The organism is Micromonospora sp. S4605 (assembly GCF_003176715.1).
Lineage (GTDB): Bacteria > Actinomycetota > Actinomycetes > Mycobacteriales > Micromonosporaceae > Micromonospora > Micromonospora echinaurantiaca.
The window spans coordinates 1-19,715 of the sequence record NZ_QGSW01000079.1; the positions used below are offsets into that span (position 1 = coordinate 1).

The 19,715-nt window shown below is 74.2% G+C and carries 22 protein-coding genes, 1 tRNA gene and 1 pseudogene; 12 read left to right on the forward strand and 12 right to left on the reverse strand.

Going from position 1 to position 19,715, the window contains the following annotated elements; all coding sequences use genetic code 11:
* The 4 genes from DLJ47_RS04500 to DLJ47_RS04515 all read left to right on the forward strand — a co-directional run.
* A partial coding sequence (locus tag DLJ47_RS04500) for a DUF4352 domain-containing protein (RefSeq protein ID WP_109898837.1) occupies positions 1-859 on the forward strand: 859 nt, incomplete at its 5' end.
* 209 nt (positions 860-1,068) lie between these two features.
* The gene (locus tag DLJ47_RS04505) at positions 1,069-1,653 is read left to right on the forward strand and encodes a hypothetical protein (RefSeq protein ID WP_109898838.1); all 585 of its coding nucleotides are present in this window, start codon (positions 1,069-1,071) and stop codon (positions 1,651-1,653) included.
* A 78-nt stretch (positions 1,654-1,731) separates the two neighbouring features.
* Positions 1,732-2,547, forward strand: a complete 816-nt coding sequence (locus tag DLJ47_RS04510; RefSeq protein WP_109898839.1) for a hypothetical protein — start codon at positions 1,732-1,734, stop codon at positions 2,545-2,547.
* 111 nt (positions 2,548-2,658) lie between these two features.
* A complete protein-coding gene (locus tag DLJ47_RS04515; protein ID WP_088996134.1) occupies positions 2,659-2,850 on the forward strand; it encodes a general stress protein CsbD in 192 nt (63 codons plus the stop codon).
* A gap of 171 nt (positions 2,851-3,021) precedes the next feature.
* Here DLJ47_RS04515 and DLJ47_RS04520 read toward each other — a convergent pair whose 3' ends face one another.
* Positions 3,022-3,888 carry a sigma-70 family RNA polymerase sigma factor gene (locus DLJ47_RS04520; RefSeq protein WP_109898840.1) on the reverse strand — a complete coding sequence of 289 codons (867 nt, stop codon included), beginning with the start codon at positions 3,886-3,888 and terminating at the stop codon, positions 3,022-3,024.
* A 148-nt stretch (positions 3,889-4,036) separates the two neighbouring features.
* On the opposite strand from DLJ47_RS04520, the gene DLJ47_RS04525 reads away from it, so the two are divergent.
* Both DLJ47_RS04525 and DLJ47_RS04530 read left to right on the forward strand, forming a co-directional pair.
* Positions 4,037-4,501 (forward strand): carboxymuconolactone decarboxylase family protein, encoded by a 465-nt coding sequence (locus DLJ47_RS04525; protein ID WP_396775917.1) that lies wholly within the window; start codon positions 4,037-4,039, stop codon positions 4,499-4,501.
* Positions 4,502-4,731: 230 nt separating this feature from the next.
* The gene (locus DLJ47_RS04530) at positions 4,732-5,931 is read left to right on the forward strand and encodes a low temperature requirement protein A (protein ID WP_158289775.1); all 1,200 of its coding nucleotides are present in this window, start codon (positions 4,732-4,734) and stop codon (positions 5,929-5,931) included.
* A gap of 5 nt (positions 5,932-5,936) precedes the next feature.
* On the opposite strand, the gene DLJ47_RS04535 is transcribed toward DLJ47_RS04530, so the two are convergent.
* From DLJ47_RS04535 to DLJ47_RS04545, 3 genes are all read right to left on the reverse strand, one after another.
* Complete coding sequence (locus DLJ47_RS04535; protein WP_109898842.1) at positions 5,937-6,323, reverse strand: YybH family protein; 387 nt, start codon at positions 6,321-6,323, stop codon at positions 5,937-5,939.
* Between the two features lie 77 nt (positions 6,324-6,400).
* Positions 6,401-7,009: a hypothetical protein gene (locus DLJ47_RS04540; RefSeq protein WP_233257654.1), complete on the reverse strand. Its 609-nt coding sequence runs from the start codon at positions 7,007-7,009 to the stop codon at positions 6,401-6,403.
* A gap of 132 nt (positions 7,010-7,141) precedes the next feature.
* Complete coding sequence (locus DLJ47_RS04545; RefSeq protein WP_109898843.1) at positions 7,142-7,819, reverse strand: DUF1028 domain-containing protein; 678 nt, start codon at positions 7,817-7,819, stop codon at positions 7,142-7,144.
* A 167-nt stretch (positions 7,820-7,986) separates the two neighbouring features.
* Here DLJ47_RS04545 and DLJ47_RS04550 point away from each other — a divergent pair, with 167 nt between their 5' ends.
* The 3 genes from DLJ47_RS04550 to DLJ47_RS04560 are packed head-to-tail and all read left to right on the forward strand — an operon-like array spanning position 7,987 to position 10,641.
* Positions 7,987-8,523, forward strand: a complete 537-nt coding sequence (locus DLJ47_RS04550) for an ArsR/SmtB family transcription factor (protein WP_109898844.1) — start codon at positions 7,987-7,989, stop codon at positions 8,521-8,523.
* A gap of 17 nt (positions 8,524-8,540) precedes the next feature.
* Entirely contained in the window at positions 8,541-9,812 is a 1,272-nt protein-coding gene (locus tag DLJ47_RS04555) for an MFS transporter (RefSeq protein WP_233257655.1), read from the forward strand.
* 49 nt (positions 9,813-9,861) lie between these two features.
* Complete coding sequence (locus DLJ47_RS04560) at positions 9,862-10,641, forward strand: GNAT family N-acetyltransferase (protein WP_158289776.1); 780 nt, start codon at positions 9,862-9,864, stop codon at positions 10,639-10,641.
* Between the two features lie 230 nt (positions 10,642-10,871).
* Here DLJ47_RS04560 and DLJ47_RS04565 read toward each other — a convergent pair.
* From DLJ47_RS04565 to DLJ47_RS04590, 6 genes are all read right to left on the reverse strand, one after another.
* Positions 10,872-10,945 (reverse strand) — tRNA-Ala (locus DLJ47_RS04565).
* A gap of 208 nt (positions 10,946-11,153) precedes the next feature.
* Positions 11,154-11,945, reverse strand: coding sequence for a divisome protein SepX/GlpR (gene sepX, locus DLJ47_RS04570; protein ID WP_199235698.1), 792 nt, complete (start codon positions 11,943-11,945; stop codon positions 11,154-11,156).
* A gap of 177 nt (positions 11,946-12,122) precedes the next feature.
* Positions 12,123-12,731 carry a GNAT family N-acetyltransferase gene (locus DLJ47_RS04575; RefSeq protein WP_109898853.1) on the reverse strand — a complete coding sequence of 203 codons (609 nt, stop codon included), beginning with the start codon at positions 12,729-12,731 and terminating at the stop codon, positions 12,123-12,125.
* A 94-nt stretch (positions 12,732-12,825) separates the two neighbouring features.
* Positions 12,826-14,139: a molybdopterin molybdotransferase MoeA gene (locus DLJ47_RS04580; protein WP_109898847.1), complete on the reverse strand. Its 1,314-nt coding sequence runs from the start codon at positions 14,137-14,139 to the stop codon at positions 12,826-12,828.
* The gene (locus DLJ47_RS04585) at positions 14,136-15,092 is read right to left on the reverse strand and encodes a UTP--glucose-1-phosphate uridylyltransferase (protein WP_109898848.1); all 957 of its coding nucleotides are present in this window, start codon (positions 15,090-15,092) and stop codon (positions 14,136-14,138) included. Before DLJ47_RS04585 ends, DLJ47_RS04580 begins: the two co-directional genes overlap by 4 nt.
* A gap of 9 nt (positions 15,093-15,101) precedes the next feature.
* Positions 15,102-17,384 carry a GGDEF domain-containing protein gene (locus DLJ47_RS04590; RefSeq protein ID WP_199235699.1) on the reverse strand — a complete coding sequence of 761 codons (2,283 nt, stop codon included), beginning with the start codon at positions 17,382-17,384 and terminating at the stop codon, positions 15,102-15,104.
* A 117-nt stretch (positions 17,385-17,501) separates the two neighbouring features.
* Here DLJ47_RS04590 and DLJ47_RS04595 point away from each other — a divergent pair, with 117 nt between their 5' ends.
* Both DLJ47_RS04595 and DLJ47_RS36605 read left to right on the forward strand, forming a co-directional pair.
* Positions 17,502-18,152 (forward strand): 5-formyltetrahydrofolate cyclo-ligase, encoded by a 651-nt coding sequence (locus tag DLJ47_RS04595; protein ID WP_446723530.1) that lies wholly within the window; start codon positions 17,502-17,504, stop codon positions 18,150-18,152.
* Positions 18,149-18,307: pseudogene (locus DLJ47_RS36605) on the forward strand (FmdB family zinc ribbon protein); the annotation flags it as partial. The gene DLJ47_RS04595 and the pseudogene DLJ47_RS36605, both read left to right, overlap by 4 nt.
* Positions 18,308-18,369: 62 nt before the next feature.
* On the opposite strand, the gene DLJ47_RS36610 reads toward DLJ47_RS36605, so the two are convergent.
* On the reverse strand, positions 18,370-18,633 hold the full coding sequence (locus DLJ47_RS36610; protein ID WP_233257657.1) for a hypothetical protein: 264 nt from the start codon (positions 18,631-18,633) through the stop codon (positions 18,370-18,372).
* A gap of 176 nt (positions 18,634-18,809) precedes the next feature.
* Between DLJ47_RS36610 and DLJ47_RS04605 the strand changes: the two genes are divergently transcribed.
* Entirely contained in the window at positions 18,810-19,313 is a 504-nt protein-coding gene (locus DLJ47_RS04605; RefSeq protein WP_109898850.1) for a flagellar biosynthesis protein FlgA, read from the forward strand.
* A gap of 12 nt (positions 19,314-19,325) precedes the next feature.
* Here the strand turns inward: DLJ47_RS04605 and DLJ47_RS04610 are convergent, their stop codons facing one another.
* Positions 19,326-19,505 carry a hypothetical protein gene (locus DLJ47_RS04610; RefSeq protein ID WP_088997268.1) on the reverse strand — a complete coding sequence of 60 codons (180 nt, stop codon included), beginning with the start codon at positions 19,503-19,505 and terminating at the stop codon, positions 19,326-19,328.
* Positions 19,506-19,715: the final 210 nt, after the last annotated feature.

Consider the following 19,715-nt stretch of genomic DNA (forward strand, 5'->3'; position numbering starts at 1 on the left):
GGTCTCCGGCGCCCCGCAGCCCCCGGTCTCCGGCGCCCCGCAGCCGCCGGTCTCCGGCGAGCCGTGGGCCGCGCCGCAGCCGCCGGTCTCCGGTACGCCCCAGCCGCCGGTTCCCGGGCAGCCGTGGGCGCCGCCGGTCTCCGGTGCGCCGCAGCCGCCCACCTCGGGCGTCCCCGGCGCCTACGGGATGCCGGCGCCCGGTGCGCCCGGCTACCCGCTCGGCGCGCCGCAGCCGGTCGCGCCGAACGGCGGCAAGAAGAAGAAGACCGTCCTGATCATCGCGATCGCGGCGGTCGTGCTGACCCTGCTCTGCTGCGTCGGCGGCATCGCCGCGATCGTCGCCGGCGCGGACAAGGCCGCCGACGAGGTGGCCGAGGCCCTGCCCACCCCGCTCACCACCGGTGCGCCCGGCCTGCCCAGCGGCGCGCCGAGCGCCTCGGCCGGCGGCGAGACCGACGGCGAGACCTTCAACATGAAGCCCGGTGACACGCTGGTCCTCTCGGACAACGAGGGCACGGTCGAGATCACCGTCACGAAGTTCACCACCGCGACCAAGGGCTGCCGTTCGTACGCCCCGAAGCCCGACAAGGGCCTCTACCTGATCGCGCACGTGACGGCCACCGTGACCAAGGGCAAGGGCTCGATCAACCCGTTCTACTTCGAGTGGGTGGCCTCCGACGGCACCACTGTCAACGGCCTGGCCAGCGCCCTGTCCGGCTGCGGCGACACGCTCAGCTCGGGTAACAACCTGCGGGCCGGCAGCAAGCGGACCGGCACCGTGGTGTTCGACGTGGCCGACAAGAACGGCGCGCTGGAGTACCAGCACAAGTTCGAGGCCGCCGGCTCCTGGAAGCCGTAGCCCGAGCGTCCGACCTGGAGGGCCGGCCCGGATCGGGGCCGGCCCTCGGCGTCGGCCGGTTCTCGCTGCCCCGAAGCAGGGCCGGGGTGCCGGGGGCGGCACGTCCTGCCCCCACGTCGCTGGCGGCACCGCATCGTCTCGGCCCGCGTCCGCGCCGGCGGTCGCCGTGGCCCCCCGCGCCTCGCGCGCACTGACTAGGATCCCCGGCCATGCACCCACCGCCGCAGGTCGGAGAGGCCCCACTCGGTGACCGCTCCGGTCAGGACCAGCCGGCGCCCTCGGCGCGCCGTCCGCGCCGGCGGGCGCTGCTCGTCGCGGCCGTCCTCGTTCCCGTCCTGCTGGCCGCGGCGGTGATCACCTACCTGGCCGGCGGCTTCCACGACGACGGTCGGTTCCGGGCCGAGCCGGCGGCCTGCGCGACGCTCGCGCCGAGCGTGCGGCTGCTCGGCCCCGCGTACGTCCTGCAGCAGGACGACCGCAACAACTGTGACCTGCTGCTGCCGCCGGACCATCCGAGCTACGTTCCGGTGCCCACGATCACCGTCTCCTACTACGTCGCCACCCCACGCCGGGAGGACGCGCCGGAGGCCGCCGCCGAACTGCTGCGCCGGCTGACGCCCGGCACCCGGCGGCTGCCGGGCGTCGGTGACGAGGCGTACCTGCGGGACCGGAGCGTGTTCCTGCGGGTGAGCAACCTGGTGGTGGGGATCGTGGTGTTCCCCCGGGTGGTCAGCACGGAGGAGCAGGTGCTGGCCTTCGCCGCCGACCTGGCCGACCGCCTGCGGAACAACTGAGGCTGCCCGCCGCGCCGGGCGGGACGGAGCCCGGCGCGATGTCACCCGTTCCCGTCCGGACAGGAGGCGAATGCCGCGATGCGCATCGACGACGAGTACCCCGACAGGCACCCCGGCCGTCCGGCGGGTGAGGGCGGCCGAGGCGTCGCCGTGCTGGCCGCGGTGGCCACCGTCGTGCTGGGGCTCACCGCTGGTTGCGGCCAGCGCGCCGTCGCCGAGGGGACACCCGCGCGGCCGACCACGGCGGCGGCCACCCCCGACGGGGCAGGCCTGGTGCCGTGGGTGTCGGCCCTGGTGGCCCGGGACGGCACCGAGGTCACCGTGTACACCGGTCCCGGCGACGCCAAGTGCTCGGAGCTCTACGAACCGCGGGGCTCCGTCACCGAGCAGACCGGCGCTCAGGTCGTCGTCGCGGTGCGCGGCCGCGTCATCGAGTCGGTCGACTGCGCCGCCAGCGGCAGCGCCGTACCGCTGGTGGTGTCGCTGCCGGAGCCGCTCGGCGACCGCGCGCTGCGCGACGCCGCCACCGGTACGCCGCACCCCGTCTACCACGAACGCGAACTGCCCGACCTGACCGCCGACCAGCGGTGGAGCCCGTACGAGTCGCACTGGATGTCCACCGACGAGGGCTGGCACCGCGGCTACAACGGCCCCAACGGCTCCGGGCTGCTGCTGAGCGCGCAGCCGACGGCCGCGACGTCCCGACCCGAGGCCGTCGCCACGGTACGGGTCGGCTCGCGCGACGGTGACGTCACCGGCCAGGAGGGACGGTGGTGGACGCTGTGGTGGGAGGCCGGCGAGGTGACCTACTCGCTGCGGTTGATGCCACGCGAGGGCGGCTCGTTCACGCTCACCGAGTTCAAGGGGGAACTCGCCCGGCTCAAGTGGAGCTGATCCCCTGGCCCGCGGTTCGCCGCCTGCGGCGGGTTTCCCCCGGCGACGGGCGGGGACCCGGGTCCGAGGGGCGGAGTCCCCGCGATCCGTCCGGATGGACAGGGAGGCGACATGAGCTTCGAACGGGCGAACGACCGGGTCGAGCAGGTGGCCGGCCCCGCCAAGGCCCAGCTGGGCGACATGAACCAGGACGAACGGGCACAGGCGGAACGGGTGATGCAGCGGGACCGGATCCGGGGCAAGCAGCCCGGCGAGCACGTCCAGGAGGACGCCCGGGACGTCCGGGAGGATTTCTCCGGCTAAGTCCGGTCGGGCGCGTCCGACCCGGCCAGGGCCGTCTCCCATCACGGGAGACGGCCCTGGCCCTTGCCCCCGTCCCGTACGGCAAGCGGGCGATCGGGGCGCGCACGTCGGCGAGCCGGGCCAACTGCCCGCCGGTCGCGTCCCCTACCGGCGGGCGGCCAGGGCAGACGGTCAGCCCACCGCCAGGTCGAGGGCGGCGATCTGCGCGGGATCGGCGACCACCTCGATGCCGATGATCCGGTCGGTGACCACGAAGCTGAGCACGATGTGGACGCGGCCGGCGCGGACCACCACCGCTCCCGGCGCGGCGTCGACGAACGCCGGCACGGCGCCCTGCGCCCGTCCGGAGAAGAAGGCCGCCACGACGGTGGAGCCGTGTGCCTCGTCGGTCCCGCCCCGGCGGACGGCTGCCGCGTCGGAGCGCAGGACGACGTGCGGGTCGAGCAGGGTGAGCAGGTCGTCGAAGCGCCCCTCCCGGGACGCGGCGAGGAACGCCTCGACGACGCCGCGCTGCCGGGCCGGGTCCATCTCCGGCGCCGGCGGTCCGCTCTGCACCCGGCGGCGGGCCCGACTGGCGATCTGCCGAACGGCGGCCGGGCTGCGGTCCACGACAGGCGCGAGTTCGTCGAACGAGACGGCGAACATGTCGTGCAGCACGAAGACCAGCCGTTCGGTGGGGCCGAGGGTGCGCAGCACGACGTCCAGCGCCCGGCCGACCGACTCGGTCAGCAGCGCCTCCCGCTCCGGGTCGACGTCACCGGGACCGGCCGGGCCCGGTTCGTCCGCGGCCACGTCCGCGGGCTGTTCGTGCCGGCTGGCGCTGGAGCCCAACCGATCGAGGCAGACCCGGCCGACGGTGGTGGTGAGCCAGCCCGGCAGGTTGTCGATGCCCTCGGCGTCGGCCCGGCTGAGCCGCAGCCAGGTGTCCTGGACCGCGTCCTCCGCCTCGACCGGGGAGCCGAGCATCCGCCGGGCCACCGCGCGCAGCCGCGGACGCTGCTCCTCGAAGCGTTGGGCCAGCAGTTCGGTGTCGCTCATCGCCCCCGCAATTCCGGCCGGCGTTCCGGCCTTGGCGTGACCGCTGTCACATCCGTCACGCCGCTCGTCCCGCTGTCGACATCTCGGTGACGGACGAGAGCGACCCGGCGACGAACGCCGGCGAGCGTAACAGGAAGGACCGGACGAGATGACCGTGCAGGCCCGTATGCCGAACCCCGCAGGACTGCTCCCGGACGCGGTGACGGCGATCAACCTGCTCTACAAGGCGGCGCACTCCGCCGGCGTCCCCACCGGCACGCTGGAGCTTGTCCACCTGCGCGCCAGCCAGATCAACGGATGCGGCGCCTGCGTCGACTCCGGCGCCCGTGGTGCCCGCAAGGCCGGCGAGACCGAGGAACGGCTGTTCGCGGTGGCCGCCTGGCGGGAGACGCCGTACTTCACCGACGCCGAGCGGGCGGCGCTCGCGCTCGCCGAGGCCGCGACCCGGCTCGCCGACCGGGCCGACGCGGTCTCCGACGAGGTGTGGGCGGAGGCGGCGCGCCACTTCGACGAGAAGCAGTTGGCCGCGGTGGTGCTCTGGGTCGCCACCACCAACTTCTTCAACCGGTTGAACGCGACGACCCGCCAGCCCGCACCGCAGAACTGGGGCTGAGCGGGACACCGGCGGCGGCGTAGGCGGCGGTCGCGGGACCGGGATCGGGCGCCGGGCGTGGCCTGGGCGGCGGTCGCGGGACTGGTCGGATGCCGGCGGCAGGCGGCGACAGGCGGGTCGCGGGACCGCCGTCCACGACCCGTCGCCGGCTCTTCCCGTGTCGGCCCGAGCTGCGGGCGGGTCGTGGTAGAACTGACCGCGATGAGGGTGCGAATCAGCCCAAGCCGGACATGTTGACGCACGCCGGGGCCGGCCGGCTCGGGGATGCCAGCATTCCTCGCTCGGCGACCGTCCTGGAACTGCTGTTCGACATCGTCTACGTGTTCGCGCTCGCCCGGCTCGCCGGGCGGGTCGCGGACGACCTCACCTTCCTGCGGCACGCGTTCCTCTCGGAGACGGGCCAGACGGTGCTGTTCTTCACCGCGATGTGGATGGTCTGGTCCCTCAACGCGCTGATGAGCAGCTCATACGACCCACGCCGCGCGGACATCCAGATCCTGCTGCTGGCCTCGATGTTCGGCACGCTGGTGCTGGCGGTCTCGTTGCCGCAGGCGTTCGGCGAGCGGGGCGTCGTCTTCTCCGTGACGTACGTCCTCATCCAGGTGGGCCGTCCGCTCTACCTGACCCTGGCCCTCCGCGGCGACTCGCGCTGGCGGGCGCCGGCCCGGCTGCTGAGCTGGCATGTGCTGTCCGGCGTGTTCTGGATCGCCGGCGGCATCAGCGGCGGCCTGGGCCGCGGCGTCTTCTGGACCATCGCCCTGGCCATCGAGATCCTCGGCTTTGCGATGAGTTGGCCCGCGCCGCGGCTCGGCTCCACCCGGCCGAACTACCCGACGACGTCCTTCGACCACCTGGCCGAGCGGTACAACCAGTTCTTCATGATCGCCCTCGCCGAGGTGGTGCTGGAAACCGGCGCGGCCATCGGTTTCCCGGGCTTCTCCGTCAAACGGAGTGCCGTACTCGTCGCCGCCTTCCTGACCGTCGTGGCCTTCTGGCGGATCTACTTCTACCACGGCGGGTCACGCGATCCGGCGGCCTCCGACCGTCCCAAGGAGACGGCGATGCGGCTCTCCGAGTGGTCGAGCTTCGGGCTGCTGCTCGTCGCCGGCGGGGTGATCTGCACCGCCGTCGGCTTCGGCCAGGTCGTCGAGGACCCGGCCCCGCCGATCGACTGGGCGCTGTTGGCCGTCATCTTTGGCGGGCCGGCGCTCTTCCTGGTCGGGCGATCCTCCCTCGACCCGCCGGTCCGCAGCGGGCGGCGCTGCCGGGCGCTGTCCCTCGGCGTACTGGCGCTGGCCGTAGTGGCTCCGGTCATGCTGCTGCTCCCGCCGATCGCCGCGGCACTCGCCGTCGCGTTGGTCATGAGCGGGATCGCCGTCCTCGACGGGCTGGCGCACCGCCCGGGGCCGGAGACGAACCCGGCGTTCTAAGGTCGTCAGCTTCCCTGGGAGGCGGTCGGCTGCGCCGGCCAGAACGGCCACTCCTCGAACGATCCACAGCGCCCGTCCTCGGCGAAACGCATGATCCACAGGTCGCGGTACTCCTGGTGGACCGGTTCGCCGTAGCGGACCTCCAGCCGCACCACCGCCGTGTCACCGTCGACCGCGACGATCTCGCTCGTCATCCGGAACACCTCGTCCGGACCGGCGCGCTCACCCTCCCACATCCGGGCGATGGCCGGCAGACCGACGACCGGGCTCCGGTACGGACCCTGCTGGTAGCTCGCGTCCTCGGTGAAGATCGTGGCGAGCGGCTCGGTCCCCGGCGTCCGCCATGCCCGCTCGTAGGCCCGAAGCCAGCTGGTCACCCGCTCCCTGTCCACAAGCCTCAGCTTGCCACCGATCGACCGCCGAACCGCGGGGATCGAACCCTGCCGTGCGGGCCGCCGCGGTCGCGGGATCAACCCGTCGGGCCGTCACCGCCGCCGCGCTCCGCCGTGTCCCCCGTCGCCTGCTCCCGTTCGGCCATGAACACCGCCACCCGCCGGACGGCCTCCCGAAAGCCCAGGTAGACCCGGCCGTCCACGCGATCCTTTCCGTAGCGGCGCAGAATCGCCAGGACGTCTTCCGGCGGTAGGCTGAAGTCCTCCACGCCGAGCAGGTCATAGGTGCACCGCCCGTCCTGCTTACGGGCGATACGGCCGCGGATCGTCGCACCGGGGACCAACCGGATCGTCAACCTGGGGTCCTGCCAGCCTTCGCCCGCCTTCTCCACCGTCAGCAACTCGACCGATTCCCAGCTCAGCCGGGTCGTGGCGCCCCGGAGGCGAAGGGTCAACCCGTCGTCGTCGACGTGGATGGAGAAGGACCAGAGGAGGCTGCCCAGGGCCGCGATGCCGCAGAGGAAGAAGAAAGCCGCAAATACCCGGAAGGGCCCGGTGTTGGTGTAGCGGCCCTGCGCCTCGCCCCAGGTCGCCGCCAGCCAGCCGCCGGCCCCGGTGAAGACGATGAAGAGGTAGAAGGCAAGCAGCTTCGCCGTGTTGCGATGCAGCCGCACGCCCTCGTCCACCCGACCATCATGCGACCGGCCGACAACCCGACTCCGGTCCGGCGTGCGTGGGCGGGGTGCGGTGGCTGCCGCGTCATGCGCCCGACACCACCGCAGGCCCGTCGTCGGACGCGGCCGCAGGCGGTCCGCGGGCTACCCCAGCGCCCGCCGGGCGGCCTCGCCCATGGGGTCGTCGCGGGTGGGCAGCCCCTGGATGGTCGGCAGCACCTCCTGTTTGAAGACGACGTACAGCCGGCGCAGCTCCCGCGCCGGATGTTCGGCGTCGTCGACCCGCACGTCCCAGAGCGGGTACGGCTGGTCGCCGATCACCGTCACGGTCGCCGACCGGGCGCCGTGCCGGTCACCGCCGGCCGCCTCACCGGCCTCGATGGCCAGCACGAGCCGCTCCGCCAGGTCGAGGTCCAGGCTGTCCGCGAACACCCGGACGATCTCCGCGAGCGTCTCCGGGCCCACCAGACGGTTGCCCTGCACCGCGTAACCCGGCCCGGTGAGGTGCCCTGCCCAGTCCCTGGTACGCGAACCGGTGAAGGCGTGCGAGCGAGCCTGGCAGTCGACCATGCCGACCTGCCGCACCTCCCGACCCGGGTCCCGGGCCAGCAGCTCGGTCAGCACCTCCTGCGGCGAGCGGCCCTCGGCGAGCAGCGGCAGGCCGTCGTAGGCCAGGAACGGGTTGACGGTGGCCTGGGTCGCCACCGCGCCACCGCCGGAGTGGACGTGGGCGACGAGCTTGCCGACCGCCGGTCGGGCCGTCAGGGCGCCCACCCCGAGCCGGCCGGTACGCGGACACCGGGCCGCGATCGAGAAGGTCACGGTGGGAGATACCCGGACGAACACCCGGCATGCCCGGACGGCGCTCTGCGTACGTGGCCCCGGACGGCTTGAACGAGGAGGAGGGGGAGGCCGACCCGCCGACCTTGGTGGGAAAGACCGCAGGAAACCCCTTGCGCAATGGTCAAGGATTGTTGACCATTGCTCGCATGCCTGCCGACGATCTTCCTGAGACGTTCCACGTCACCACCGCCGAACAGCTACGCGCCATCTCCAGCCTCGCGCGTCACCGGATCATGGCCGTGCTCCGCTTCGAGCCCGCGACGATCACGCAGATCGCCGAACGGGTGGGCCTCGCGAAGGGGAGCTCCAGCTACCACATTCGGCTGCTCGAACGGGCCGGCCTGGTGAAGGTGGTGCGGACGCGGAAGGTGCGGGGGGTCACCGAGCGGTACTACGCGATGGCCGCGCAGACGATCGTGCTGCCGGATCCGGGCGAGGGAGGGCCGGACGTGCTGATGCGGCACGCGGTGGCGGACCTGGAGGCAGCGCCGGTGGACGGGCGGCACGTACGGATGGCTCACCTGCGGCTCACCGATGAGCAGTTCGCGGAGCTGGGGGCGCGGTTGGAGGCGCTGGCGGACGAGTACCGGGAGTTGTCGGATCCGTCGCTGCCGGACGCGTCGCTCGTCTTCGCACTGTTCCACCCGGCGCGGGGCGAGCAGGCCGGAGGGGACGCCAAGTGACCTGAGACGCTCAGAAGTTGCCGACCGGGTTCGGACGGCTGTGGACCGCGCAGACGATCTCCTCGCTCGGCGACGGAGTGTCGCACGCCGCGCTGCCGCTGCTCGCGTTGACGTTGACCCGGGATCCGATGGCACTCGCCGTCGTCACGGCCGCCGGGACACTGCCGTGGCTGCTCTTCGGGGTGCTCGGCGGTGCGCTGGTGGACCGGTGGGACCGTCGGCTAACGATGTGGGTCGTGGACGCGGCGCGTGCGGTGCTGCTCGCGATACCGGCGGCAGCGGCCGCGTTCGACGTGCTGAGCATTCCGCTGCTCGCGGCCGTCGCCTTCCTGCTCGGCCTCGGCGGGCTCTTCTTCGACACCGCCGCCACGGCCTATCTGCCGGATCTGCTCGGCCGCGACCCCGCGCTGCTGGAGCGCGCCAACTCCCGGCTGCGCGGCGCCCAGACGACCGCGGCCGGCTTCGCGGGGCCGCCTGCGGGCAGTGCGCTGCTCGCGCTCGGGCGGTCGGTTCCGCTGCTCGCCGACGCGCTGTCGTTCGCGCTCTCCGCTCTGCTCGTACGGTCGCTGCCCGCCGTGCCCCGGCCCGTACCGCAGGCCCGTGAGTCGTTGCTTCGGCAGGCGCGGGCCGGGGCCTCGTACGTCTTCCGGGACCGGTTGCTGCTCGGGCTCGCGCTGCGCCCGGCGGTCGGGAACGTCGCCTTCCTCGCCGTGGGGACCGTCCTCGCCCTCTTCGCGCACGAGCGTCTCGGCATCGGCGCCTTCGGCTTCGGCCTGCTCCTCACGGCGGAGGCCACCGGCGGCCTGCTCGGCGCGGGCATCGCCTCCTTCCTCGGCCGACGACTGGGCACGGGCAGCGCGCTCACCTGCACGGCCGCAGCCGAGGGACTCGCCATCCTGGGCCTCGCCGCCGCCCCGAACCCGTACCTGGCCGGGCTGGCGCTCGCCGTCTGCGGGGCCGGCATGGGCGCCACCATGGTGCTCGGCCCCTCCCTCCGACAGGCGATCGTCCCCGCCCACCTGATGGGCCGGGTTGCCTCCACCTCCCGCATGCTCGCCATGTGCGCCGCCCCGTTCGGCGCCTTCCTCGGCGGCTGGCTGGCCACCACCTACGACGTACGCACCCCGCTCTACGCCGCCGCCGGCCTCCTCCTCGCCATGACCGCCGTCACGTCGACCATGACCACCAACCGCCGAATCGAGGCGGCGCTACGTGGTTCTTCCGACCGTGAGAGTTCCGCAAAGGACAGCTGCCCCGCCCCGGTGACCGATGCAGTCATCGCTGCCTGATCGGTACACCCACCAGCTCCAGAAGTCACGACTGCCGGAAAGGCATCAGATGCTCTACTCGACCGCACGCGTCGTCACCGACCGCCCCCACCGCTACATCAAGCAACTGGTCTCCCACATGGGGCGCAAGGTGCCCGCCGAACTCGACGAGGACCGTGGGTCCATCAGCTTCAGCATCGGCAGCTGCCTGTTCGTGGCCTCGACCGGCCACTTCGACATGATCGTCAAAGCCGGCACGGCGGACGACGTCGCGGCGGTGGAGGACACCATCACCCGCCACCTACTGCGATTCGCGACCAGGGACACGCTCACCGTCGACTGGCTGCCCTTGGTACGGCCCGCCACAGCCGAGGACGACGCCGCTCTCCTCGCCCTCGACCGCGCGGCGTGGACCGCCGGGTCGGGGCTTCCCTCCACCCGGGCCGAGGAGCGTACGGCGTACTTCAACGACCGACGCAAGCCCGAGACCCACCTGGTCGCCGCTCTCGGCGGCCAGATCATCGGCGCCGTGAGTGTCCACCGGACGACCCCGTTCCCGGAAGGGGCCCACGTCTTCGGCCTGTGGAACCTGGTGGTGGCCGAGCAAGCCCGCCGCACGGGTATCGCCTCAGCCCTGCTTTCGGCCGCCGAACGCCTTGCCGACTCACAAGGCGCGAAGAAGGTCGGACTGCGCGTCCTGGCGGCCAACACCGGCGCCATACGGCTCTACGAACGGCACGGCTACGCCGTCGAAGGCCGATACGTCGACGAGTTTCTGATCGACGGCGCTTACGTCGATGACATCAGCATGGGCAAGTGCCTGACGACGCCCTCGCGAGCGACCGTCTGAACGACGATGTCCAAGTGCAGCATCGCGTTGATTCGTCCGGGTGTGAGCCAGGCGGTCGGGTCGTTGAGGTAGCGGCCGCAGGCGCAAGACCGACCGGGATCGCCGGGTGCCGCTGCCGGAGTAGCTCGCGGTCAGGTCTGTCGACCCTGCGGTCGACGACTGCTGCACTTCACTGTCCCGCAAGATCGAAAAGGCCGTATCCCACGACGGGAAACGGCCTTTGAACTGGGTGGAGCTGAGGGGATTTGAACCCCTGACCCCCTCGATGCGAACGAGGTGCGCTACCGGTCTGCGCCACAGCCCCTCCGCCGGCGGACCGGCGAGGTCCCACCCGGCTGACACCGGGCGGGCCGGCGACAAGGCTAACAGGTCGCCGGCCTCCGCCGCGAATCGCCCCCGGCGCACCGCGCGCTTGATCGACTCCGGTTCGCCGATCTGGGGGCATCCTCGACGCCGGGACACCCCCACATCGCGCATATCGCGCCGACCCGACCGTGCCGGGGACGAACCGGTCAGGCCGAGTGGGAGCCGCGGCCGGACTGGTAGGGGCGGCCGCGCAGGCCACCGGCCCGCCGGTAGGAGACCGAGCCGCCGTTGGCCGCCGTCGGCAGGTCGGCCGGGCGGTCCAGGCCCATCGCGGCGCGGCGTACCACCTCACGCTGGGCCGCCAGCCGGCGCTGCGCCTCCCGGCGGGCCGCCGCCCGGCGGGCCTGCTCCCGCCGCACCTCGGCCTGCCGGGCGGCCAGCCAGGCCGCCTCCCGGGCCCGCGCCCGCCGCCGCCGACGGTCGGCCACCGCCCGGCTGCGCAGGTGTACGACGTACGCGACCAGCAGGGTGGCGGTCACCGAGAAGCTGATCCAGAAGCCGGGGCTGACCACGATCACGCCGATCAGCTCGACGATGTTGAGCAGCAGCAGCGCGGCGAGCACCCGTCGGCGACGGTAGACGGCCGGGGTGTGCTGCCGGCGCGGCGGGGGCCGGCGGCGGGACCGGTTCGGCGCGGGCGAGACGGCGCGCAGCCGCTTCGACCGGCGGGGCGCCGGCGGCGCGGAGACCGGGGAGCTCAGCCCACCCGTGGCGGCATTTTCACTGAGGGTGACGACAAGGGTACGGGACGGGTTGACCGGCCGCCGCCCCGGGACAGTACGACGCCGCCGGCGGCGCTGGAGCACCCGCGCCGTCGACTGCGCCCGCTCCGCCACCAGCCGCTCGGTGGCGTCGTACCGGCGGACCAGCGCCGGCGCGAGGGCGAGCAGGCCGGCGGCGGCGAGGACGGCGAGGAGCACCGACGTCGGCACCCTCACCCCTCCCGTCACCGAGTTCGGAGCAACCGTTGGCCGACCGCAGGATCTTCCGCCGATCGGTTTCGGGTGCGCGGATCGTACGGGCGGACAGCGCTTGCCACAGCTTGCAGTTACTTGAGGTTACGGTCCACCTGCCCAGATGCTGACGCGCCGCGCCGATCCCGTGCGTGGGACGGCTCACCCCGTGCCGGCGCGGATCCGGTGCCAGCGGGCCAGCAAGCCGCCCTCGGCGGCGACCTCCTCGCTGGTCATCGCGTATCCGATGTGGTCACGCCAGGCGCCGTCGATGTGCATGTAGCGCACGTGGTACGCCTCCTCACGGAAGCCCAGCTTCTCCACCACCCGCCGGGACGGCCGGTTCTCCGGCCGGATGTTTACCTCGATCCGGTGCAGCCCGCCGGGGCCGAACGCGTGGTCGACGGCGAGCGCCAGCGCGGTGGGGATGACCCCGCGACCGGCCACTCTGGAGTCCACCCAGTAGCCGACGTAGCCGGAGCAGAACGCCCGCCGGACGATGCTGCCCAGGTTGAGGTGGCCGACCAGCCGCTCCCGCCCGCCCTCGCGCAGGCAGACGGCGAACGGCATCCCCTCGCCGGTACGCGCCGAGCGCCGCTGGTCCCGGTACACCCAGCGGAACGCGGCCGGCGAGTTCAGCTCGTCCCAGCTGCCGGGCAGCGACGACTCCCAGGGCGACAGCCAGGCCTGGTTGGCGCGACGCACCTCCGACCAGGCGGCCGCGTCCGAGCGCCGGTACGGGCGCAGCAGCACGGGACCGTCCACCAGCACCACCGGCCAGCCGGGTGCCCGTCCGGGGTTGAAGAAACTCACCGGGCGGACCCTACGCCCGCGACCGCGGGCCTCGGAAGGGCACGCCGCAGGCTCACCGGCGTCGATCCAGCAACAGCACGTCCACGGTGGATCCGGCGGCCGCGGTGGTGACCCGCTCGCCGAGCACCATCAGCCCGTTCGCCTCGGCCAGCCCGGAGAGGGTGAACGGCCCGCCGCTGAGCGGCTGCACCGTGTAGCCGCCGCCGCGCCGCTCGGCGACGTGCGCCGGCCGGAACTCGCGCAGCCCGGCCGGGGAGGAGATGGTCTCCAGCAGGTGCGCCCGGACGCTGGGCCGGAACACCGGTTCCGCGCCGGCCAGCAGGTTGATCGCGGGGCGGGCCAGCACCTCGAAGCCGATCAGCGCCGCGCCCGGGTCGCCGGGCAGGCAGACCACCGGCACCTCCTCGGCGCCCACGGTGCCGAAGCCGAGCGCGGTGCCGGGATAGAGGGCGACCTCGGTGAAGGTGACCGGCCCGGCCCGGCCGCCCTCCCGGCGGGAGAGGATCCGGCGGACCATGTCGCCCGGACCGGTGCCGGTGCCGCCGGTGGTGATGATCAGATCGGCGCGCAGGGTCTGGTCCTCCAGCAGCCCGCGCAGCCCCTCCGGGTCGTCGTCACAGATGCCCACCCGGTACGCCAGCGCGCCCGCCTCGGCCGCGGCGGCGGTCAACGCGTGCGAGTTGGCGTCCACCACCTGGCCCGGCTGGCTGCCCCGGCCGACGTCGACCAGTTCGTCACCGGTCGCCACGATCACCACCCGGGGGCTGGGCCGGACTACCACGTGCCCGATGCCGGTGGCGGCGAAGACCGCGACCAGGGCCGGCGAGACGTAGGTGCCGGCCCGGGCGAGCAGGGTCCCGGCGGGCAGTTCCTCGCCGGCCCGGCGCACCCCGTACCCCCGCTTGGGGACGCGGAAGATCTCGACGGCGGCCATGCCCTGGTCGGTCCACTCCACCGGGACCACCACGTCGGCCGCGATGGGCAGCGGCGCCCCGGCGGCGACCGAGAAGCACGAGCCCGGGGTGAGCCGGACCGGCCGCCAGCTGGCCGCGCCGAGGTCGCCGACCACGTTGAGCCGCACGTTCCGGCCGCCCGGCGACCCGGCCTGGGCGGGTACGTAGCCGACGCCCCGCCCGCCACCCGCGATGTCCTCCCAGCGGGCCGCGTAACCGTCCACGGCCGCCTGGTCGAAGGCCGGGAAGGCGTGCGGCGCGACGACGTCCTCGGCGAGGACGTTGCCGTGCGCCTGGGTGAGGTCGAGGTCGAGCGGAGGCAGCGCGCGTAACCTGCGCAGCACACTGCCCAGGTAGTCGGCGAGCGGCGTCAACTCGTTGGCGGCCGCCTCGGCGTCGGCCGTCGCTGTCATGTACCAGATCCGCCCGCCGTGTCGGCGTTGACGAACTCGACCAGCCACTTGCGGAACTCGGCGCCGAGGTCCTCCCGCTCGGCGGCGATCTGCACCACCGTCTGCAGGTAGCCCAGCGGCATGCCGGTGTCGTAGCGGGTGCCCCGGTAGACGATCGCGTGCACCGGGACGCCCTCGTTGCGCAGGATCTCCATGGCGTCGGTCAGCTGGATCTCCCCGCCGCTGCCCGGCTCGGTACGCCGGATCGCGTCGAAGATCCGGCCGGGGAGCACGTACCGGCCGAGGACCGCGAGGTTGCTCGGCGCCTCCTCCGGCTTGGGCTTCTCCACCATGCCGGTGACCTTCACGACCTCGCCGATGTCGGTCAGCTCCGCCTCGGCCGGCTCGACCGAGGCGATCCCGTACCGCTTCGTCTCGGCCGGGTCGACCTCGAAGAAGGCCAGCACCACGCCGCCGGTGCGGGCCTGGAGCTCCAACATGGCCGGCAGCAGCGGCTGGTCGAGCTTCACGAACTCGTCGCCGAGCAGCACCGCGAAGGGCTGGTCGCCGACATGCGACTCGGCGTACCCGACGGCGTGGCCGAGGCCGAGCTGCTCGGGCTGCCGGACGGTGTAGATGTCGGCCAGCTCGCTGGGGCGCTGCACCGCGGCCAGGATGTCGGGCTTCTTCTCCAGCCGGGCCTCCAGGTCGGGGCGGCGGTCGAAGTGGTCCACCATCGACGTCTTGCCCCGGCCGGTGATCAGCAGGACGTCGGTGATGCCGGCCTGGGTGGCCTCCTCGACGATGTACTGCAACACCGGCCGGTCGACCACCGGCAGCAGCTCCTTGGGCACCGCCTTGGTGGCCGGCAGGAACCGGGTGGCCAGACCGGCGGCCGGGATGACGGCCTTGACCGCGCGGGGGCGACCGGTCGCGGCGGTCGCCGTGGAGGGCTTCGCTGAGTGCTCCGACATGTCGCGAGACTATCGGCCACGGGTCTGCCGTGGCGGGTGTGGCCCGGAAGACGCGCCGCCGGCCGGTCCGGCCCGGGCGGCATCCGGCGCGGCCCCGCACGGCTCGGGCTCGCCGGGCGCCGCCCCGCTGGCCGGCGGGGCCGGACCGGTGCCGGCCCGGGGGAACCCGTCCGCCGGGCTGACCGCCGCCGCCGGGACCGGGATCTCCCGCACCGGCGGGGTACGGCGCGCGTTGACCACCCGCCAGGTGTCCCGACCGGCGTCCTTGGCGGTGTAGAGGGCGTCGTCGGCGGCGTCCAGCACCTGCTGCCCGGTGGCGCCGTGGTCGGGGTAGACGGCGATGCCGATCGACACGGTGACCCGGAGCGTCACCGGGGTGCCGCCGTGCCCGTGCACGGCGATCGGCGTGTCCCGGATCGCCGCGCCGAGCCGGTCCGCCACGATCGCCGCGCCGCGCGCGTCGGTCTCCGGCAGCAACACCACGAACTCCTCGCCGCCCTGCCGGAAGGCGAGGTCCACCTCGCGGATCTCGCCGCGCACCCGGCGGGCGAACTCGGCCAGCACGGCGTCCCCGGCCGGGTGCCCGTAGGTGTCGTTGACCTGCTTGAACCGGTCCAGGTCGAGGGCGAGGACGCTGAGCATCCGGCCGAACCGGTTGGCCCGCTCCACCTCCCGGCGCATCGACTCGCGCAGGTAGCGGTAGTTCCACAACCCGGTGAGCGGGTCGGTGAGGGAGAGCCGTTGCGCCTCCTCGTGCACCCGCACGTTGTCCACCGCCACCGCCGCGTGCCCGGCGAAGGTGCGCAGGGTGCGCAGGTCGTCGTCGTCGAACTCGTCAGCGCCGAGCCGGTCGTAGAGGGCGAGCACGCCGAGCGCGCCGGCCTCGGGCGCCGGGTCGGCCCCCGGGCGCGCCGCCGGGTCGCCGGGGCGGGCCGCGCTCTCCGCGCCGCGTCCGGGCGGGTCGGCCGGTGCGGCGCCGGGCGCGGCGAACGGCACCGCGACGTACGTCTGGCAGCGCGGCTCCCCCGCCGGGACCTCGGACGGCTCGATCCGGCCCCGCCGGGCCTCGCCGGTCGCCGCGACCGTGCCGACCACCCCGGCGCCCACCGGCACCCGCAACGGCGCCGCATCGGGCGGGTCGTCCGCCGGCAGGCGCCCGTCCAGCCCTTCCGTGCACTGCGCTACGAGCACCCCGGCGGAGTCCAGCAGCAGCACGGCGCCGGCCCGGGCGCCGGTCGCCGCGATCGCGCTGTGCAGGATGACCCGCAGGATGCGTTGCAGGTCGTGGGTGCTGGCCAGGGTGTCGCCGAGTACCGCCAGGTGCCCGCGCAACTGGTCCCGGCTGCTGGTCAGCGCCGCCACGTAGCTGCCGGTCTCCCGGGTCATCCGGTTGAAGGCGCCGGCCAGCCGGCCGATCTCGTCGCGGCTGCGCACCGGGACCCGGGTGCCCAGGTCGCCGCCGGCCACCCGGTCCACCGCGCCGGCCAGCTCCACCAGCGGCCGGGTGGTCACCCGGGCCAGCCGCCAGGCGACGGCCACCGCCAGCAGGGCGGCCAGCAGCACCGCGCCGACCAGCGCACCCCGCAGACCCGGTGGCTGATCGCTGGGCACGGAGAGCACCAGCGGCAGCGGCTGCCCGGAGGCCGGCCCGACCCGCCGGACGTACCGGCCGTCGGCGGTCTCGGTGACCGCCTCGCCGTCGACCGTGCCGGCGGCGGCCAGCACGGCGTCGCGTACCCCGGTGGCCTCGGTGGTGTGCGCGACCCGGGCGGGCGCCGCGGCCCCGTCGAGCAGGGTGACCGCCACGCCGGTCACCGCCGCCAGCCGGGCCACGAAGGCCGGGTCCACCGGCTGCGCCGCCGCGACCGCGCCCAACCCGACGCCGGCCGGGTCGCGCAGGTCCACCCGCACGGCGAGGGCGGACACCGGACCGAACGCCGGGGTGGCGGCCGCGCAGTCCCGCCACGGGGCCGGCGGCGAGCCCGGCGTCGCGTAGGTGACCCGGCCGGCCTGGTCGGTGACCCGCACCGCGGCGGCGAGGCCCCGGCTGACCACCTGCCCGGCGGCGGAGGCGTGGTCGGGGGTGAGGGCGACCGCGTCGGCGGCGGCACGCAACTGCTGGCAGAGGGCGTCGACAGCGGTACGCACGGTCGCCGCCGCCACGGCGAGGCGCTCGGTGGAGCGACCGCGGTCGACGGACGCTACGGTCGAGGCGACGAAGAACGCTCCGAGCAGCACCGGGCCGAGCACCACCGCCAGGAAGGCTGCGGTCAACCGCCCACGTAGCGTCACTCGGTCCCCCCGGAAGTTCCGCCGATGCTGCGATGCTGACACAGAGCGACCAGGTGGAAGGCGTTGCGTCAGGAGTGTTGCGTGCCGGATTTTTCTGATGGAGCGCAAGCGGCCGATGTGGCACATGTGGCCAAGCGGGATGTCCGCGCCGCGCTGCTCGCCCGCCGCCGGGCGCTGAGCGCTGCGCAGCGGGCCGCCGCCGCGGCGCGCGTCCAGGCCGAGCTGGTCGCCTTGGTACGCCGGTTGCGTCCGCGCCGGATGACCGCGTACGTGCCGGTCGGCAGCGAGCCGGGCGGGCCGGAGCTGCCCGAGGTGCTCGCCGCGGCGCTGCCAGCCGGGGGTGAGCTGCTGCTGCCGGTGCTGCGCGCCGACCTCGACCTGGACTGGGCGGCCTGGACCGGGCCGGACGGGCTGGTAGCGGCGGGCCGGGGGATGCGGGAGCCGGCCGGGCCGCGGCTGGGCCGCAGCGCGGTGGCCGGGGCGGAACTGGTGGTGGTGCCCGCCCTGGCCGTGGACGGCCGGGGGCTGCGGCTGGGCCGTGGCGGCGGCTCGTACGACCGGGCGCTGGCCCGGGTGCCGGTGACGGCGCTCACCGTGGTGCCGCTGCACGACGGTGAGCTGGTCGAGGCGGTTCCCGCCGAGCCGCACGACCGCCCGGTACGCGCGGTGGTCACCCCCGCCGAGGGTCTGCGTACGCTGGACGGCGCGTCGGGCATCGCGCCAGGTGTCGCGCCCCACACTTCCGCTGGACGAATCCGGGGCGCATGACGCACCATTGGCACTCGAATACGTCGAGTGCCAACCGGCCGTGCCAGATTCCGGAGGAGAACGTGCCCACGTACCAGTACGCCTGCACCGCGTGCGGCCACCAGCTCGAGGCGGTGCAGTCCTTCTCTGACGAGCCGCTGACCGAGTGCCCGGCGTGTGAGGGGCGGCTGCGGAAGGTCTTCAACTCCGTCGGCATCGTCTTCAAGGGCTCGGGCTTCTACCGCACCGACTCCCGCTCGTCCGGCTCGGAGACGGCCAGCAGCGGCGCCAGCAAGCCGGCGAAGAGCGACACCTCCTCGGCCGGCACGTCCGGTTCGTCGAACGGGTCGAGCGGCTCGTCGTCGAACGGCTCCTCGGGTTCGGCCAGCTCCGCCGGCTCGTCCACCGGCGGCTCGACCAGCAAGGCCCCGGCGGCGAGCAGCACCGCCTCCTGAGGCGACGCCGCCTCCCGACCGCGCCACCGCTGCGGCCGGAGCGCCATCGACGTGGCGGATCGGTCGCCGCAACCCGTAGCAGAAGTCGCTGCCGCGCGGGCGTTGTCCACAGGCTGCCCGGTTGTCCACAGGCCGCCGGCGGTGGACCCCGCCGGCGCCCCTGCCGCCTAGCCTGCTGTCCACGGGTGCCGTGACGGCACCGGGTTCAGGCGGGGAGGCGGCCATGGCGAGCGGCGATGCGGTCTCGGCGAGAGCGTTGCATCCGCTGCGCCGGCCCCGGCTGCCCCGGCGCGCCACGCTGCTCCGGGCCGGCCTGGCCGCCGCGCTGCTCGGCCTGGCGGCGGCCGTCCTGCACACCCCGGCCGGCTGCCCGCCCGGCCTCGCGGGCTCCCGTCCACCGCCCACCGGGCCGTCGTCCGGCTCACCTGACGGCGGGCCGGCCCCCCTGCCCCTGCCCAGCGGCGCGGTCGGCGTGCCGGTCCGGCTGGCCGAGCCGGCCGCGCTCGCGGTGGTGCGTCCGGGCGCACGGGTCGACCTGCTCGCGCTGCCGCCAGGTGCGGACGGCTCGGGATCCCTGCTGGCCTCCCGGGCACTGGTGCTCGACGTGGTCGGTGCCGACGCCCTCGACGCCGGCTCGGCGCTCTACCTGGCGCTCCCGCCCGACCAGGCGCGGCGCGTCGTCAGCCAGCCGGAAGGCAGCCGCTTCGCCCTGCTGGTACGCGAGTGACCAGCATCGGCGTCAGTCCCAGTGCGGCGGGCGCTCGGCGAGCAGCCAGTCGTCGTTCCCGCCGGCCCGCTCACCCCAGCCCCGGTCGGTGTCGTCGGCGGTCTGCTCGGGCAGCACCACGAAGTCATCGCTCAGGTCGACCGTGCGGTCGTCGTCGCCGCGTACCGGCGCCCCGGGGTCCTCGGTGCTCACGAGCGGCAAGACTAACGCAGCCGAGCGTCAGCCGGCCGGCACCGAACCGGCCGAACCGGCCGAACCGGCCGCGTCCGGCCGGCCGCGGGGCGGGTGCGTTGGTAGCGTCGGACGGCGTGACGACCCCCAGCTCCGGCAGCACCCCGGACGACCAGTGGCGGCGACCCGACGCCGGCGCCGGGGGATCGCCGACCCAGCCCCCCGCCGCGC